Annotated in this window: 14 protein-coding genes; 4 read left to right on the forward strand and 10 right to left on the reverse strand. The window is 74.1% G+C overall.

All coding sequences use genetic code 11. The annotated features are described in order from the left end of the window. Nucleotides 1-297: peptidoglycan-binding protein (locus tag ACFY9V_RS22325; protein ID WP_391162516.1), on the forward strand; the 297-nt coding region annotated here is incomplete at its 5' end. Between the two features lie 224 nt (nt 298-521). On the opposite strand, the gene ACFY9V_RS22330 is transcribed toward ACFY9V_RS22325, so the two are convergent. Further along, complete coding sequence (locus ACFY9V_RS22330; RefSeq protein ID WP_355336403.1) at nt 522-1,448, reverse strand: M56 family metallopeptidase; 927 nt, start codon at nt 1,446-1,448, stop codon at nt 522-524. Beyond that, nucleotides 1,445-1,885 carry a BlaI/MecI/CopY family transcriptional regulator gene (locus tag ACFY9V_RS22335; protein ID WP_355336402.1) on the reverse strand — a complete coding sequence of 147 codons (441 nt, stop codon included), beginning with the start codon at nt 1,883-1,885 and terminating at the stop codon, nt 1,445-1,447. The genes ACFY9V_RS22330 and ACFY9V_RS22335 overlap by 4 nt, the downstream gene beginning before the upstream one ends. Before the next feature lie 113 nt (nt 1,886-1,998). On the opposite strand from ACFY9V_RS22335, the gene ACFY9V_RS22340 reads away from it, so the two are divergent. Both ACFY9V_RS22340 and ACFY9V_RS22345 read left to right on the forward strand, forming a co-directional pair. After that, on the forward strand, nt 1,999-2,721 hold the full coding sequence (locus ACFY9V_RS22340; RefSeq protein ID WP_355336401.1) for a DedA family protein: 723 nt from the start codon (nt 1,999-2,001) through the stop codon (nt 2,719-2,721). Further along, entirely contained in the window at nt 2,718-3,323 is a 606-nt protein-coding gene (locus ACFY9V_RS22345) for a phosphatase PAP2 family protein (protein ID WP_355336400.1), read from the forward strand. Before ACFY9V_RS22340 ends, ACFY9V_RS22345 begins: the two co-directional genes overlap by 4 nt. Nucleotides 3,324-3,401: 78 nt before the next feature. On the opposite strand, the gene ACFY9V_RS22350 is transcribed toward ACFY9V_RS22345, so the two are convergent. The 5 genes from ACFY9V_RS22350 to ACFY9V_RS22370 form a co-directional block, all read right to left on the reverse strand. Then, nucleotides 3,402-4,148 (reverse strand): phosphotransferase, encoded by a 747-nt coding sequence (locus ACFY9V_RS22350; protein WP_391162517.1) that lies wholly within the window; start codon nt 4,146-4,148, stop codon nt 3,402-3,404. 76 nt (nt 4,149-4,224) lie between these two features. After that, on the reverse strand, nt 4,225-9,153 hold the full coding sequence (locus ACFY9V_RS22355) for a DNA repair ATPase (protein ID WP_391162518.1): 4,929 nt from the start codon (nt 9,151-9,153) through the stop codon (nt 4,225-4,227). Nucleotides 9,154-9,164: 11 nt separating this feature from the next. After that, nucleotides 9,165-11,288 (reverse strand): SPFH domain-containing protein, encoded by a 2,124-nt coding sequence (locus tag ACFY9V_RS22360; protein WP_391042994.1) that lies wholly within the window; start codon nt 11,286-11,288, stop codon nt 9,165-9,167. Nucleotides 11,289-11,509: 221 nt separating this feature from the next. Next, nucleotides 11,510-12,232, reverse strand: a complete 723-nt coding sequence (locus tag ACFY9V_RS22365) for a hypothetical protein (protein WP_391162519.1) — start codon at nt 12,230-12,232, stop codon at nt 11,510-11,512. A 266-nt stretch (nt 12,233-12,498) separates the two neighbouring features. Beyond that, nucleotides 12,499-13,044, reverse strand: coding sequence for a YceI family protein (locus ACFY9V_RS22370; RefSeq protein ID WP_355336395.1), 546 nt, complete (start codon nt 13,042-13,044; stop codon nt 12,499-12,501). Between the two features lie 98 nt (nt 13,045-13,142). Here ACFY9V_RS22370 and ACFY9V_RS22375 point away from each other — a divergent pair, with 98 nt between their 5' ends. Beyond that, nucleotides 13,143-13,733 carry a MarR family transcriptional regulator gene (locus tag ACFY9V_RS22375; RefSeq protein WP_355336394.1) on the forward strand — a complete coding sequence of 197 codons (591 nt, stop codon included), beginning with the start codon at nt 13,143-13,145 and terminating at the stop codon, nt 13,731-13,733. Nucleotides 13,734-13,931: 198 nt separating this feature from the next. Here the strand turns inward: ACFY9V_RS22375 and ACFY9V_RS22380 are convergent, their stop codons facing one another. The 3 genes from ACFY9V_RS22380 to ACFY9V_RS22390 form a co-directional block, all read right to left on the reverse strand. After that, a complete protein-coding gene (locus ACFY9V_RS22380) occupies nt 13,932-15,038 on the reverse strand; it encodes a helix-turn-helix domain-containing protein (protein WP_391162520.1) in 1,107 nt (368 codons plus the stop codon). Nucleotides 15,039-15,237: 199 nt separating this feature from the next. Beyond that, complete coding sequence (tatA, locus tag ACFY9V_RS22385) at nt 15,238-15,519, reverse strand: Sec-independent protein translocase subunit TatA (protein ID WP_355336392.1); 282 nt, start codon at nt 15,517-15,519, stop codon at nt 15,238-15,240. Nucleotides 15,520-15,771: 252 nt separating this feature from the next. Further along, nucleotides 15,772-16,644 (reverse strand): hypothetical protein, encoded by an 873-nt coding sequence (locus ACFY9V_RS22390; RefSeq protein WP_391162521.1) that lies wholly within the window; start codon nt 16,642-16,644, stop codon nt 15,772-15,774. Nucleotides 16,645-16,668: the final 24 nt, after the last annotated feature.

Below are 16,668 nucleotides of genomic sequence, written 5' to 3' on the forward strand. Positions count from 1 at the left end.
ATCGGCGCGGGCACCAACACCGCCGTCCGCTCCTTCCAGTCCGCCCACGGCCTCACCGCCGACGGGATCGTCGGCCCCAACACCTGGCAGGCCCTGATCGTCACCGTGCAGCAGGGCTCGTCGGGCGCCGCGGTCCAGGCCGCGCAGAGCCAGCTCAACGCGCACGGTTCGTCCCTGGCGGTGGACGGTGCCTTCGGCGCGGGCACCAACACCGCCGTCCGCTCCTTCCAGTCCGCCCACGGCCTCACCGCCGACGGGATCGTCGGCCCCAACACCTGGCAGGCCCTGGTCTCCTGACCCTCGGCACGCCCTGACCGGACAGCGGCAGCACCCGCGATCCCGGTACGGCACCCCGGCCGCGCTCCTCCGGCCGAGGTGCCGTTCGCGTGAACGCGGAAGGCATGGGTCACCGCGCGCCGGCGCCGCGCGACATCGGCCCCCCTCCCGGGGCCGGGGGCCTCGGGCGACGGGCGACGGGCGACGGGCGACGGGCGACGGGCGACGGGCGACGGGCGACGGGGTCAGCGTTCGCCCTGGGCGACCTCGATGGAGCCGTGGAGGTCGTGGGCGGCCTGGAGGGCGCTGGCGGCGGACAGGGCGAGGCAGGAGGCCAGGACGAGGGCTATGGCGCGGGGGGCGCGGGCGCGGAGGTGGGGGGTGGTCGGGGGGTGGGCCAGGAGGGCGGCGACGCGGCGCGGCACGGGCCCGGTGGCGGCCGGGAGCGCGGCGTGCGGCCGGACGCCGGGCCGGGAGGCCAGGGCGGCGCGCCCGATGGCGCGGGCGGCGAGGCGGCGGTCGCCGACGGCGAGGGCGGCGGACTCGTCGGCCCAGCGTTCGAGGGCGTAGGACAGCGGCCCGCGCAGGCCGCGCAGGGCGGGGTGGCAGGAGGAGGCGAGGGCGAAGGCGGCGAGGAAGAGGTGGTGGCGCCCGGCGAGGTGGGCCCGCTCGTGGGCGAGCAGCGCCTCGCGCTCGGCGGGACCGAGGGCGCGCAGCATGCCGGTGGTGACGACGATCCGGCCGGGCCGTCCGGGCAGCGCGTACGCGTCGGGGCCGGGGTCCTGGAGGACGGTGAGGTCACCGGCCGCCGTACCGGCCGCGACGGCGCGCCTGCGGGCCCGCGCGGCGAGCACGAGGTGGCGGCGCGAGGTGCGGACCAGCGCCGTGACGACGGCGGCCAGCAGCACGGCGGCGACGCACGCGGCGGCCACCGTCACCTGGTCGCCGACCACCGGCAGCACGAAGTGCGCGAAGGCGGCGACCGGCGGGAGCCGCAGGGCGCCCGCCCCGGCGAGCAGCAGCAGCGCGGTGGTGCTGCACGCGGCGAGCGCGACGGCGGACCCGGCGAGCAGCCAGGCCGCGGCGCGCGGCGGCAGCGCGTCCGCCAGCCGCCGCGCGGCGGGCACGGCGAGCAGCGGGAGCAGCAGCGGCGCCCAGACGGCGAGGTTCACGGGCGGCGGCCCTCCGGGGCGGGACCGGCGGGGCCGGGGGCCGGGGACGGCCCGTCGTCCTCCGCCTGGACCAGCAGCTCGCGCAGCAGCCGTTCGTCGTCCGGGTCGAGCTGGGAGACGAAGCGGGCCAGGACCGTACCGCGGTCGTCCTCACCGGACTTGTCCAGCTCGGTGCGCATGCGGCGGGCGGCCAGGCCCGGCGAGTCCTGGACCGGCAGGTACGCGTAGCCGCGCCCCGAACGGGTGCGGCTGACGGACCCCTTCTCGTAGAGGCGCGCGAGGATCGTGGTGACGGTGGTGCGCGCGAGGGCGGTGCCCAGGTCGCGCTGGACGTCGGCGGGGGTCAGGGCGCGGCCGTCGGCCGCCCACAGCGCGGCCAGCACGCTCGCCTCGAGTTCACCCGAAGGCCGCCGGGCCGACGCGTTGGCCTCCGTCATGGATCGCCCCTTCCGGCTCGTTCGTCTACAGTTCTGTAGACCGACTACACGACTGTAGTCGGGGAGGGTGCCGCGCGGCACCCCAGGACCCATTATGGGAGGGCCCCACCGTCATGCCCCTGCCCGCGCTCGATCAGGCCGTGAACGTCCTGGACGCGACCTCCCTGCTGTCGTCCTTCGGGGCCATCGGCATCGCGGTCATCATGTTCGCCGAAACCGGCCTGCTCATCGGCTTCTTCCTGCCCGGCGACTCGCTGCTCTTCACCGCCGGGCTGCTGTGCGTGCCCGGCGCCTCCGATGTGGTGCATCTCTCGCTGTGGCAGGTGCTGCTCGCCGCCGTGGCCGGGGCGCTGCTGGGGGCGCAGACCGGTTACGTGATCGGACGGCGCGGCGGCCCCGCGCTGCTGAACCGCACGAAGAACGCCAAGCTGCACCAGGGCGCGGCCAGAGCCGCGGAACTCCTCGAACGGTACGGCCACGCCAAGGCCGTCGTCCTGGCCCGCTTCATCCCCATCGTGCGCACGGTGCTCAACCCGCTCGCCGGGACGCTGAACGTGCCGGTCCGCACCTTCACCGTCTGGCAGATCGCGGGCGGCGCCGTCTGGACCGTCGGCCTGGTGCTCGGCGGCTACGGGCTCGGCTCGTCGATCCCGCACGTGGACACGTACCTGCTGCCGATCGTCGCGGTGATCGTCGTCGTCTCGCTGGCGCCGCTGGTCCTGGAGGTACGGCGCAGCCGCCGCGACGGCGCGAAGGCGGCCGACGCCGAGCCCGTACCCGCCGCGTCCGCGCCCGCCGTGACAACCCCCGCCGCCTCTGACCCGGAGCGCCCGTGACCTCGCAATTCGACGCGGGCCTGTACCGCTGGATCACCGACCTCGCGGGGCGCACCCCGCAGCCCGTGGACGACACCGTCCGCTTCTTCAGCGACTACGGGCTCGGCCTCTTCGCCGTCCTGATGCTGATCGTCTGGTGGCGGGCCCGCCCCGCCGGGTCCGCCGCGATGGCGGCGGCGCTGGCCGTGCCGTTCACCGTCGTGGTCGCCTTCCTCGTCAACGACGGGGTCAAGGCGGTCTTCGACGAGCAGCGGCCCTGTCAGACGCTGCACACCGTCACGGTCGAGACGTGTCCGGCGCTCGGCGACTGGTCCTTCCCCAGCAACCACTCCGCCATCGCCGCGGCCGCCGCCGTCGGCCTGCTCTTCGCCGACCGGCGCCTGGGACTGCGTCTCGCCGTCCCCCTCGCCCTCCTCATGGCCGCCTCCCGCGTCTGGATCGGCGTCCACTACCCGCACGACGTCGTCGTCGGCCTCCTCGTCGGTGCCCTCGTCGCCTGGCCCGTCTCCCTCCTGGCCCCCCGCGCCGCCCCCGCCGTCGACCGCCTCCGCGCCACCAGACTCCGCCCCCTGGTCCACGCCCTGCGTCCCGCCGCCGAATAGCCTTCCGGGGTGCGGCCCCGGTCGGTTGACCGCGCCGCGCTGTGGCGCGGCCCGGGGCTCGGGGGTCTGCGTACGGGGCTACATACGGGATTTCAGGACGTCGACCTCGCAGCCCGGGGCGAACGGGTCGAAGCCGTGTTCGGTCAGCCAGCGGACGCCCAGGAGGGCGCGCAGGGACCACCAGGCGCGCAGGGCGTCGAGGTCGACGTCGGCGCCGTAGCCGGTGAGGAGGTCGCCGAGGCGCTCCTCGTGGCCGAGGGTCAAGGTGGCGAGGTCGAAGAGGGCGTCGCCCCGGCCCGCCTCCGACCAGTCGATGACGCCGGTGACCTCGGCGCCGTCGACGAAGACGTGATCGATCTGGAGGTCGCCGTGCGCGAACACCGGCGTCCACGCCCGGAGCGCGGCCTCGGCGACCCGGCGGTTGCGGGTGACCAGGGCGGCGGGCAGGACACCGCTGGTCACCAGCGCCTCGCACTCGCCGTCGAGTTCCCCCGCCAACTCGTCGGGGTCGCGGCGGCGCCGGCCTGCCCAGGGCGGCAACGGCGCGTCGTGCAGCCGCCGGACGGCGGCGCCCGCCGCGGCCCACGCCGCCGGGGACGCGGGCGACGGCTCACCGAGGCGGCCGAGCGCCGTGCCCCGGACCGCGGCGAGCGCGAGCACGGGCGGCTCGCGCCACAGGATCTCCGGGGTCGGGACCGGCGCCAGGGCCATCGCCTCGACCTCGACGTCGATACGCGCCTGATCGGCGTCCACCTTCAAGAACACGTCGCCGACGCGCAGGGTCGCGCGCTCGGAGTGGGCGACCACCACATTGACCTCGTCCATGGGCGGCAGTATCCGGGGGGAGGGCCCCGGCGTCACCGGATTTGCCGCGTGGGCCGACGCGGCCGGCCGTGTCCCGCTACCCCACGGCCGTACCGCCCCCCGCGTAGGCGGACCTGATGGCGGACCACCGGGCCGCCTCGGCGGGGGTGAGCCGGTCGCGGAGGGCGGCGAGGTGGAGGAGGGCGGATTCGGCGCCGGAGGCGAGGGTCTGCGCCTCCGCGCGGTAGTGGTCGTCGATGACGGCCTCCAACTCGGCCTCGTTCATGGCGGGTTGGATACGGGCGGCGAGGCGGGACATCGTGCGGTAGGAGCCCTGGAGGAGGAACGGCGGCTCGGTGCGCGAGGCGTCGGTGCGGGCCGCGGACGCGATATAGGCGGCGTTGACGGCCAGCACGGTGGCGCGGGCGCGCAGCAGATGGCGCAGGACGGCCACGATGTCCTCGCGCTCGGCGGCCGGATAGGGGTGGGCGAGGTCGTCCGCGCGGGCGGTGGGGTCGTCCTCGGCGAGCCGGATGAGGAGTTCGAGGTCGCCGCGCTCGCGCCCGGCCAGCGGCGCGAGCGTCTCGTTGGCGGTGAGCGCGTTCTCCACGTAGCTCAGCGCGAAGAGCGCCTCCCGGCCGGTCAGGACGTCACCGAGGTTCCAGACGTCGGCGCGGTTGGCGAGCATGTCCGGGACGCGGAAGAGGCGGCCGGACTCGGTGTACGGGTTGCCCGCCATGCAGACCGCGAACCGCTTGCCCCGCAGGTCGTACGTGCCCGCCGCGCCCTCGACGCGGCGCTGCGCGTCGCACAGCGTGATGAATTTCTGAAGGAGCTCGGGCGAGGTGTGCTGGATGTCGTCCAGGTAGAGCAGCACGTTGGAGCCCAGCTCCAGCGCGAAGTTGATCTTCTCGACCTCGCGGCGCGAGGTGGCGTCGGGGGCGCGCTCGGGGTCGAGCGAGGTGACGCCGGTGCCGAGCGCGGGCCCGTCGATGGTCACCAGGGCGAGGCCGAGCCGGGCGGCCACGTACTGCACGAGCGAGGTCTTGCCGTAGCCGGGCGGCGACATCAGCATCAACAGGCCGCCGGACGGGCCGAATTGGCGGGCGAGGTTGTCGCCGATGAGCGGCAGCGACACCTCGTCGAGCAGCCGGTTGCGGACGAAGCCGGTCAACGGCCGCGGGCGGTAGGCGTCCAGGTCGAGGCGGTCGCGCTCGGCGGCCACCACGGAGGTGCGGTGCCGCTGGTAGGTGCGGTAGGCGGGGACGTCCTCGGCCCTGAACCGCCGTACGCGGGTGAGGGTTTCGTCCAGGCGTACGGCCATCCGCCGCGCGGTGATCCGGGGGTGGGTGCCCAGCAGCCCGGTCACGGTGGTGCCGACGGCGGCCTCGGAGGCGTAGACAGCGAGGTCGGGACCGCAGACGAACGCGGCGGCGGCCTCGGCGAGTTCACCGTCCGCGGTAGAGACGGAAGAGACGGAAGAGGCCGAAGAGGCCGAGGAGCTCGTGGCATGCGCGCCGAGCCAGCCCGTCACGAGCTGCCAGCGCGCGCCCAGGTCGTCGCCGAGCGCCCCGAGGTCGTCGAGGAACTCCTTGTACGGCACGCCCTGCGCGCCGCCGAGCGCGGAGACGAACCGCTCCCGCAGCGCCCGCGCCTCGGCGCCGCCGACGAAACCGGTCCGGTCGGCGGCCAGTTCGGCCACCAGGTAGTCGCCGACGGGCGTCCCCTCCCCCACCGCGCCGATCCGGCCGAGTCCGGCACGGGCGGCGAAGTCCCGTACGGCGGAGTCGAGTTCGGCGGCCAGCTCGGTCAGCGCGGGCACGGCGGCGGCGGAGTCCCCGAAGGCGGACGCGGCCCTGCTCAGCGAGCGGGCCCTGGTGGTCCAGGCCGGCCGGGCGGCCGGGGCGGCGCCATGGGTCCAGAAGAGCTGGGCCAGGGCGCGGTCGGCCGCGGGGTGGCGGAGCAGGCCCGCGGCCGTGTCCAGCTCGTGCAGCGCGGTCAGCAGCAGCGTCGCGTCGTGGTCGTGGACACCGCGCTCGTAACCCTCGTCGAGCCGGGCCGCGGCGGCCTCCTTGACCAGCGCGGGGATGTCGGTCAGAGCGCCGGGGGCGTCGAGCAGCAGGGTCGCGGCGAGGTATTCGGCGCGGTACAGGTCGGGCGACTCCGAGACGACCGGGCGGTCCCAGAAGCGGCGGGTGGCCGCGAAGGCGGGGTCGGCGACCGGCACGAGGTAGTCGGTGCCCGAGATGGTGAAGGCGAGGCCGTCCGCGTGCGGGACGAGGGCGAGTTCCAGCGGCTGGGTGTTGACGGCGAAGCGGTGGCGGCCGAGCCGGATCACCGTGCCGTCCGCGTCGTAGAGGTCGAGCCGGTCGCGCAGCGAGCGGCCCGCGTCCTGCCGGGCCGCGGCCAGTGCCGCCTCGGCCTCCGCGGCCCGCGCCGGGTCGCCGAGGTCCCGCAACTGCGCGGCGATCCGCCGGTGCTGGGCAGCCATCGGGTCGGACGCGAAGTAGGTGTTGACGTCGTCAAGGCTGGGCAGCGCGGCGGCGCGGCGGCGCACCCCGGCCAGGACGCGCTCAGCGGAAGCCGCCAACCGCTGGGCCCGCTGGGCGCGTTCGTCGGCGAGCGCCTGCTTGCGGGCGGCGAAGGTCTGGTGGATCTCCTCGCGGCGCTCGTCCAGGGCCGCGAGCCGGGTGTCGTCGGCGGCGAAGCGCGTGGTCAGGTTCTCGATCCTGACCAGCAGCCGGCCGAGCTGTTCCTCGCAGCTCTCCGGGGTGTCGGCGGCGGCCAGCGCCCCGCTGACGCTCTGCGCCAACAGCGCGCTCTCGGCGGCGAATTCGCCCTCGGACTCGGCGGCGGCCAGCTCCCTGCGGCGGCCGTCGAGCACGGCCCGCGCCTGGTTGACGGCGCCGAGCACGTCGGCGACGGCGGCCAGGATGCGGGTGCGGACGGTCGCGTCGTCGATCTCCAGGGTGCCGACGATCTCGGTGACGGTGGCGAGCCCGGTGGCCTGCTCGTCCAGGACGGCGGCGACCTCGGCCGCGTCCGCCGCGGCCCCGATGGCCTCGGCGTCGGCGGCGGTCGCGGCGACCCGGTCCCGGTAGCCGTCGAAGGCGTGCTCGTCGGCGAAGTACCCCGCCGCGCGGCGCGCGGCGTCCGCCAGGTCCTTGGCCAGGCTCGCGGTGAGCGCGTCCAGGCGCTCGGCGTCGACGTACCGCATCTCGCGCAGGGACATCAAGTGGCCCTGTGCGCGCCGCAGTTCGGTGAGCCGTTCGACCCACTCGTCCGCGGACTTCACGGCCTCGCCGCGCGCCTGCCGGACGAGGACGGCGATACGGGCGGCGCTCTCGTCGACGGCGGTCGCGGCGCGCGCGGTCAGGTCGCGTACCCGCGCGTACTCGGCGAGCACCTGCCGGCCGGTGTCGCGGACCTGGGCCAGCGGCGCGACCAGGTCGCCGGAGGCCGCGTCCGCCGAGGCGGCGTCCTCCTCGATGTCGCCGAGCCAGTGGTAGCGGTCGAGCACCCGCTCGCACTCGCCGACCAGCGCCTCGTAGCCGGGCAGCGCGGGCGCGGCCTCCAGGGCCAGGGCGGTACGGGCCACCGACAGCGTGTCCGCGACGGCCCGCACCAGGTCCGGGTTGCCGATCCGCTCCAGCGGGCCGCCGCCGACCGGCTGCGCGGCGGCGTAGGCGTCGGACAGGAACGGCGTCTCCCAGCGCTGCACCATGTGCACGCGGGCCGCCTCGCCGCCGTCGGCCGGGCGCAGCGTCAGCAGCGTGCCGTCCTCGTAGAGCGCGGCGCCCTGGACGTGCAGCGGCGCCGCGGCCTCCTTGCGGATGAGGTTGTACGGCAGCAGCAGGCGGCGGCCGTCGGCGGCGAGGAAGACGTACAGCACGTCCTCGCCGTTCGCGGACCGCACGATCCGCTCGAACTCCAGCTCCTCCGGACCGGTTTCGTACGCGCGGGTGCCGCCGGTGGCGAGCGCGTAGCCGCCGGGGAAGACCACGCCCTGGTCGTCGGGGAGCCGCAGGCACGCCTGGCCGAGGGCGTCGAGCCGTTCGATCTCGCCGGTCCTGGTGTTGACCGCGAAGTGCCGGTCGGCGTTCTCGCGGTACGGCCGGACGCGCAGCAGCACCAGCGGGCCGACGGTGGCGTAGGCGACGTCGGCGTCCGCGAGGGCCTGGAGCGCGTCCTCGACGGGCTCCTCGTACGACGCCTCGTCGGCGCCGATGGCGAGCGTGCCGCCGGAGGTGGCGACGGTGACGGTGCCGCCGTCGGCCGCGGTCAGCGCGAGGTGCGGGTCGCGCCCCGCCACCTGGTCCTCGCGGGTGACGGCCGCCCAGGTGACGGTGTAGACGCCGCCGTCGGCGTCGGCCCACTCCTCGCGCGCGGTCCCCTCGTACGCGCAGCTCCCGTCGGGCGCGACCCGCCAGCCGACCACGCGGACGTCGCCGACGCCGGGCCCGGTGCTGAAGACCGCGAGCAGCCGCCCCTCGGCGACGCGCAGCCGCAGCAGCCGCGTCTGCCGGTAGTAGCGGTACAGCTCGCCGAACTCCCGTACGAAAACGGGGTCGTCGAGCAGCCCGGCGGGACCCGCGTCGCCGCCGCCCGCACCGCCCTCGCCGCCCGCACTGCCCTGCCCGCCCACACCGCCCTCGCCGACCGACGCCGCCGGGAGCGCCTGGAAGACGTCGCCGACCGAGGTGACCTCCGGCGGGTTCGAGGCGAAGAGCAGATACGGGCCGACGGCGGCCACGTCCGCCGCCTGCGCGGGGTGGGCGGTGCGCAGCCGTTCGGTGCCGTCCAGGCGCAGCTCGGTGGTGCCGAACACCTCCTGGCGACGGGAGTTGAGCGCCCCCGCCCGGTCCGCGAGCAGCCGCGCGGACGCGGTGAGCCGTGCGCGCAGCACCTCGTACGCGTCCCCGTCCAGCCCGCCCGCGGCTGACCCGCCCGCCGGGCGCGGCCCCCCTGAGGCCGCGCCCGGCGAACCCTCGGGTGCCGTGCCCCGCGACTCCTGCGCCCCGCTCACGCCCGGCCCCCTCACTTCTTGACGAGACCGTTGGCCGAGGAGGCCGCGGGCTGGGCGTCGGGCGCGGCACCGCGCAGAGCGCTCAGCGGCGCGTCGGCCAGGCCCAACGACCGTGCCTGGTCGAGGAGTTTGTTCAGCGAACCCGTTTGGGGACCGCCCTCGGCGATCAGGCGCCCGAGCACCGCGGAGACGGTGAGGTTGGCGACGTCACCGGACCCGAGCGAAGACAGCACGCGCGTGGCGTCCTCGGTGAAGCTATTGCCCGAACCGTCGAGCCAGGTGCCCGCCAGCGTCTTGACGGTGTCGGAGTTCGCCACGAAGTTGTCGACGCTGCGCCCGGCCGAGACCGCGCCGAGCAGCTTGTCGAAGAAGACGCTGTCGCCGCCGACGATCTGGATGTCGGCGTGCTCCAGGCCGGTGGCCAGCACCGTCGCCTGCGCCTCCGCGATGGAGCGCTGCGTGTCGAGCCCGGCCATCCGGATGTCCTTCTCCGCGGCGAGCCGCAGCCGGTACTCCTCGTGGCCGCGCGAGGCGTCGTCGAGCGCCGCCATCGCGGCGGCCTTCTCCGTCAGGCCCTCGGCCTCCGCCTTCAGCTTCTCGCCGATCATCGCCGCGTCGGCCTTCGCCTGCGCGGTCGTGCCCTCGGCGTTGGCGAGCGCCAGCAGCCGCGAGCCCTCCGCCTCCGCCTTGAGCCGGGCCTCGGTGGCCTCGGCCTCGGCGTGACCGACCTTGGTGATCGCCTCCGCGCTGCGCTCGCGCACCTCGACGTCGGCGAGCCCGGCCGCCGCGGCCTCCGCCCGGATGCCCTCGGCCAGCCGGATCTTGGCGGCGGCGTCCAGCTCGGCGGCCTGCTTGCGGGCCTCGGCCATGGTCAGCGACTCGCGTGCCTTGTGGTGCGCGGCCTGCTCGGACGCCTCCGCCGCCTTGATGTCCTTGACGAGCTGCTCCTGCGCCTGCGCCTCCGCGGTGATGATGAGCGCCTGCCGCTCGCGCTCGGCCTCCTGCACCAGCCGCAGCGCCTTGATCGACTCCTCCTGCTCGGCCACCGTGCGGTCGACCGCGATCCGCTCCCGGATGACGTCGGCGACCTCGCGGCGCTCGGACTCGACCTCCTTCTCCTTGGAGATCCGGGACAGCTCCGTCTCCCGCTCGCGGGCGATGACTTCGAGGACGCGGTCCTTCTCGATCCGCTCGTTCTCCACGGCGATGACCCGCTCGCGGTTCTTCTGCGCGACCGCTATCTCGCGCTGCTGGTTCTCGCGCTGGACGCCGAGCACTTCCTCGGTGCGGATGAACGCGCCCTGCGCGCCCAGGCGTTCCTCCTCCTGCACGCGGGCGGTGGCCGCCTCTTCCTTGGCGCGCAGCGTCTCGACCTCGCGGCGCTGCTTGATCTCGGCCTCGGCCTGACGGCGTTCGAGCTCCAGGATGGTCTCGCGCGCGTCGACGTTCTGCCGGGTGATCTCCTTCTGCTCGGTGCGCTGGAACTCGTTGGTGCGCACGTGCTCGATCGCCGTCAGCTCGGTGATCTTCCGGATGCCCTGCGCGTCCAGGATGTTGGCCGGGTCGAGCTGCGTCATCGGGGTCTGCTCGAGGAAGTCGATCGCGCAGTCTTCCAGGTGGTAACCGTTGAGGTCGGTGCCGATGACCTGGATGATCCGGTCGCGGAAGTTCTCGCGGTGGGTGTAGAGGTCGACGAAGTCGAGCTGCTTGCCGACGGTCTTCAGCGCCTCGGAGAACTTCGCGTTGAACAGCGTCTGCAACGTCCCCTGGTGGCTGGCCCGTTCGGTGCCGATCGCCTGCGCGACCTTGATCACGTCCTCCTTCGTCTTGTTGACACGGACGAAGAAGGTCAGGTGGATGTCGGCGCGGATGTTGTCCTGGCAGATCAGGCCCTCGCGGCCGGTCCGCTGGATCTCGATGGTCTTCACCGAGATGTCCATCTGCTCGGACTTGTGCAGGACGGGCAGCACGACGGCGCCGGTGAAGGTGACGTCGACATGCTTCGCCTTGGAGATGATCAACGCCTGGCCCTGGGCGACTTTTCGGAACAGCCGGCTCACGGTGAACAGCGTTCCGAGGGCGATGAGCAGAAGCACTCCGAAGAGCACGCCGATTCCGATGGCGGTGGCATCCATGGCAGATCCTCAGGTTCTACGGGTCTGGTGGTGCGGGGACGATGTGCCGCCGTACGGCGGTTTGGTGCCGCGCGGCGAGGCGGACCGGCCGGAGTGGTCCGGCCGGCGGGGACGTTCAGTGGGGACGTTCAGCGGGGGTGCGGATGGGCGGGCGCGGCGAGGCGTCGCGGCCCCGAGGCGGTGAAGCCTTCGGGCGTCGCGGCCTTCAGGGGTTGAACCGCTCAGACCGTCGCGGGGCCGATGCGTTCGTAAGGGTCGAACGGCGCGACCCAGAAGAACTCGCCGTCGGGCTCGTACGCGTAGATCAGCGCGGTGCTGCCCGCCGCGTACCTGTCCTCGCCGCTCTGCCGGACCTGGACCACCGCGGTGGAGCCGTCCGGCGAGGTGACCTCGGCCTGGCCGAAGGCGCCGGTGACGCGTCCGGTGCGGATCACGCAGGGCTGCCCGACGAAGTCCTCGCGTGAGGGCGGGCGTTCGTGCGGGAAGAGCCGTCGCAGCGGGCGGACCAGCACCCAGGTCAGCGACCAGGAGCCGATCACGGCGCCGCACAGGACGGCGAAGGACAGCAGCGTGCGCACCAGGCCCGGCGGGCCGGCGCCGTCGAGTGCCGCGGAGCCGGCCAGGCTCAGGAACCAGGCGAGCGCGGTGAGCAGCGAGAAGACGACGGTGACGGGCACGCCGTCCAGTCCCGTGGCGGCCAGCAGGCCGCTGAGTCCGCCGTGGCCCTCGTGGCCGCCGTCCGGGGCGTCGTGCGCGTGCGCGTCGAGTCCGCCGTGACCGCCGTGTCCGGCGCCCCCGAAGTCGGCGTCGGGGCCGTGGTGTCCGGGTCCGTTGGCATCGGCCCCCCCGAGGAGCACAACGAGCCAGAAGCAGACCACGACCACCAGGGCCCCGCCGAACAGGACGGTCGGAAAGCCGAGAACGATGCTGGTGAACTCCCCCATCCCCAACACCTCCCCCCTGTGCGGCTCTCCCCCGCCCCGCGATGATTGTCGCAGTCCGGGAACCTTTGTCGCATTGCCGGTTCCCGGCAGTCTTCACCGCGTCTACACGTCCTGAACCGACCGCAACCGAAACGGCTCCGGCCGCCGTCCGCGCGGAGTGACCCGTACGGAGGGCGGCCGGAGCCGTGGAATACGCCGCGCGAAGGCGCGAGAACGCGTGATCTGCCGTGCCGTGCCGTGCCGTGGCAGGGCGGGGCGCGGGGGCCTCAGCCCTGGGCGGCCTCGATCTCCAGCGCGATGCGGATCTTGTCGCTGACGGCCGCGCCGGCGGCGCCGCCGGTCACGCCGAAGTCGCTGCGGCTGATCTCGGTGGCGGCCGAGAAACCGGCGATGGCGTGGCCCTGGGGGGCCGTGCCGAAGCCGTTCAGTTCGAGCTGGAGGGTGACGGTCTTGGTGACGCCGTGCAGCGTCAGGTCGCCGTCGACCTCGAACAGCTCGGAGGTCTTGGGGCGGATCGCGGTGGAGGTGAAGGTCAGCTCCGGGAACTTCTCCACGTCCAGGAAGTCGGCGCTGCGGACGTGGTTGTCGCGCATCTCGTTGTTGGTGCTCACCGAGGTGGTCTTGATCACCGCGGAGACCTTCGAGTCCACCGGGTTCTCGGCGGTCTCGATGGTGCCCTCGAAGCTGTCGAAGCTGCCGCGGACCTTGGAGACACCGAGGTGACGGACGTAGAAGGAGACATCGGAGTGGACCGCGTCGATCGTCCACTTGCCGGCGACGTAGCCGTCGATCACTTCGGTCTGGGAGGACATGTGGGGCTCCTTGAGCGGTGAACCGGGGTATTTGGTTGAGCGCTCACCCACCATAACGCCATGGTGTTGAGAGTTCAACCACCCGTATGCTGGTGGGTATGGACGATGTGCGCTGGCTGAGCGACGACGAGCAGGAGATCTGGCGTGCGTATATGACCGCCAGCGTGGAGTTCTCGGCGTATATCGACCGCCAGCTCCGCCGCGAGTCCGGCATGCCGATGGCCTACTACGAGATTCTGGTGCGGCTCTCGGAGGCGTCCGGGCGCAGCCTGCGGATGAGCGAGCTGGCGGAAGCCTCGCAGTCCTCGCGCAGCCGACTCTCGCACGCGGTGTCCGCGCTGGAGAAACAGGGCTGGGTGGTACGCAGCCCCGCCGACTGCGACCGGCGCGGCTGGGTGGCGACGCTCACCGACGCCGGGTTCGCCGCGCTGGAAGCGGCGGCCCCCGGGCATGTGACGGCCGTCCGCGAGCACCTTTTCGACGTGCTGACCCCCGAGCAGCTGGCCACGCTGCGCGACGCGGGCCGGGCGATCAGCGCCGGGCTCAAGACGGAGTGCGAGGAGGCCCGCTCGGAGGAGGACCGGAGCTGCCCGACGCAGGAGGCGGAAGCCGCCGAAGTGGCCGCCGCCCGCGCCGCCGGAGCGGCCGCGATACCCACCGGCGCGACACCGCCCCCGCCGGCCGCGTAGCCCCGGCCCGCGCGTCGGCACACCAGCCACGTCAGCGCACCCGCCGAACCGTCCCGCCCGCCGCGTGGGCAGGGCCCTCACTGGGGCGTGCGCGTCCACGTCAGCGCGCCCGCCGCGTCGTCCCGCCCGCCGCGTGGGCAGGGCCCTGGCTCGGGCGCGCCCGTCCACGTCAGCGCACGCGCCGCGTCGGCGCGCGGCTCACAGCGGTTTGGTCGGCCAGTCCAGCAGCCTCGCGCCCATCGCGGCCGTCTCCAGGGTGTAGCGCTGCAAGGCGTCGTCCGGGTCGAAGCCGGTCACGGCGGCGATACGTTCCAGCCGGTACGACAGCGCGCGCACGCTCAGGTCGAGCCGCCGGGCGGCCTCGGCGTTCACGTACCCGGCGGCGGCGTACGCGGTGATCGTCTCCAGCAGCGGCAGCGCCCCGCCGCGCGCCTCCTCCAGCGGGCCCAGCACCGTCTTGACCAGGTCGAGCATCGCCGCGCGGTCCCGCATCAGCACCGGGAAGACCAGCAGGTCGGCCGCGTTGAGCACGGTCGCCTCCAGGCCGAGCCGGTCGGCGAGGTCCAGGGCGCTGAGCGCTTCCTCGTACGAGCGGACCACGCCGGAGGCGCCGCTGTGCGAGCGGCCGACGGCGGTCCTGGGCGCGGCGACGGTCTTCACGAAGGCGTCGAGCACCTGGCGCTGCGTGCCGGGCACGACGCAGACCATCCGGCCGTCCTTGGGCGCGACCAGCGCGTCATGGTCGCCGAAGCGGCCCGCCAGTTCGCGCTCGACCCGGCTGAGCGCGGGGTGCGTCTCGTCGTACGGCCCGTCCTCGGGCGCCGCGGCGACGGCCACGACGTGCTGGCCCGCGAGCCGCAGTCCGAAGCCCTCGGCCTGTTCCGCGAGGCGGCCGGGGTCGCTGCGGCCGTAGAGCAGGTCGTCGACGAAGGCGCGGCGGGCGAGGGCCGCGCGGCGTACCGAGTGCCGCTGCGCCCGGCTGTGGCCCTCGGCGAGGGCGGCGACACCGGTCTCCAGGGCGGCCAGTACGGCGGCGCCGACCTGCCGCAGCTCGGCGGTGCTCCTGGCGTCCGCCACGCCGGGCAGTACGGGCCAGGTCTCGCGGACGGCCGTGAGGTGGGTGCCGATCAGCGACGGCAGGGCTATGCCGGAGTCCGCCGCCTGCTCGCCCAGCGCGCGGCGGCTCTCGCGCTCGGCGCGGCTGAGCGGGCGGCAACTGCGGGAGACCTCGGCGAGCGTTTCGGGAAAACCGGTCAGAAACTCCTGCGGTACGGCTTCCGCGGCGCTGCCCGTACCCGTGGTCACCCCTGGCCCCCCGTCACTCCACCGGATCCGGCCTTCCGGTTCCTGGACATCAGGAACGTATCAAGGCTGCCGGATCCCGGAAACGGGGGGCGGGGGCAGGCCGCGTCCCAGCGGCGTCCGGCGGGGGGCCGACGGGCGCTTCGCGGTGATTCGGCCGGATACCCGGCGGACGCGGCGGTGAACGCCGCGCGCGGGGCGGCTACTTGGCCGTGGTCGTCGGCTGCGGAGTCGGGGTCGTCTCGCTCGCGGTCACGACGTCGCTCGGGGTGATGGCCTCGGGCGCCGGGGTGGCGGTGGCGGTCGGCTCGGGGCTCGCGGGCCCCGTGTCGTCGCTCTTCATCGCCTTCGCCTCGGACTTGAGGATGCGCATCGACTTACCGAGTCCGCGGGCCGCCTCCGGCAGCTTCTTGGAACCGAACAGCACGATGACGACGATCGCCACCACGATCAGGTGCCACGGCTCCAGCCCGTTTCGCAACATGGAGATCCTCGCTTCTTTCAGGGGGCCAACTGTGCCGAATACTTCAGCTTCGACTGTCGCATTGTCACCCGAAAGCCGTCGCCGACGGCACCCGGGTACTCAAAGCATGCGCAAAAAGCTTGTGAACGGGAAGCCCCCCTTCCCCCGGTCCGGTCGGCGGCGGACCGGAGGAGGGGGCGGGGGGAAGGCCCTGCGAGGCACCAGGGGACGGGCCGGGAGACGGGTCGGGGAACGTCCGGGCCGGGGGCGGTGTCAGCCGCCGTACGTGCCCGCCAGGCGGGCGGACGCCTTGTCCTTCGCCGACGGGTCCGTGGCCGCGTTGTCCCAGGTCGCCTTGTCCGGGTCGGGCAGCGCGTCGATCACCCGCTGCCAGCGCGGGTCGGTGACGATCTTGGCGAGCTGGGCCGAGCTGAGCGGCGGATTCGGACGTGAGATCGGGGCGTCCTTCTCATCCCTGGAATTCCACTCGCTCAGGCTGATCACGGCGCCGGAGGGTGTGACGAGGGTCGCGTACCACTCCTTGGTCTCGGCCCGGTGGTCGGAGTACTCGAAGCCCTTGGAGATCGTCAGCGTGCCGCCGTGCACGTGCGTCGACGTGCACGAGGTGTCCGGGTCCTGCGAGGGGAAGTCCGGGCACGACGGCACCGCCTCGCCCGCGCCGATGCCGAGCGTCACCAGCCCCTTGTTGAAGACGACCGCCGCCAGCGGAATGCCCTCCTCGGTGCCGCGGCTGGGCCAGGTGGACTTCGTGACATGCCCCTTGGGCAGCGTCGCCAGGAACAGGTCCATCACCTGCTTGGCCGTCATCGCGGGCCTGGCCGGCTTCGCCGCGGAACTCGCCTTGTCCGAGGCCGTGGACGACACCGCGGGCTTCGTGGGCGCCGACGCGACCCCGCTGCCCCCGTCGCCCTTGGCCAGGCCGCCGACCAGCGCGCCGCCCACCCCGACCAGGGCGAAGGCCGCGACGCCCGCGGTGATCGCGGCCGTACGCCTGCGGCGCAGTCTGCGGCCGTGCGCGTGCCCCTCCGCGACCAGGCCGCGGGAGTCGTCCGGCTGGAACGTGTCGGCGGTGCGGCGCAGCGCGTCGCCCAGCTCGTCTTCGAATTCGATCGGTTCGATGGGCATGGCGGAACCACCGTCTCGGTTTGG

Origin of the sequence: Streptomyces sp. NPDC008317 (assembly GCF_042955955.1) — a bacterium.
GTDB lineage: Bacteria > Actinomycetota > Actinomycetes > Streptomycetales > Streptomycetaceae > Actinacidiphila.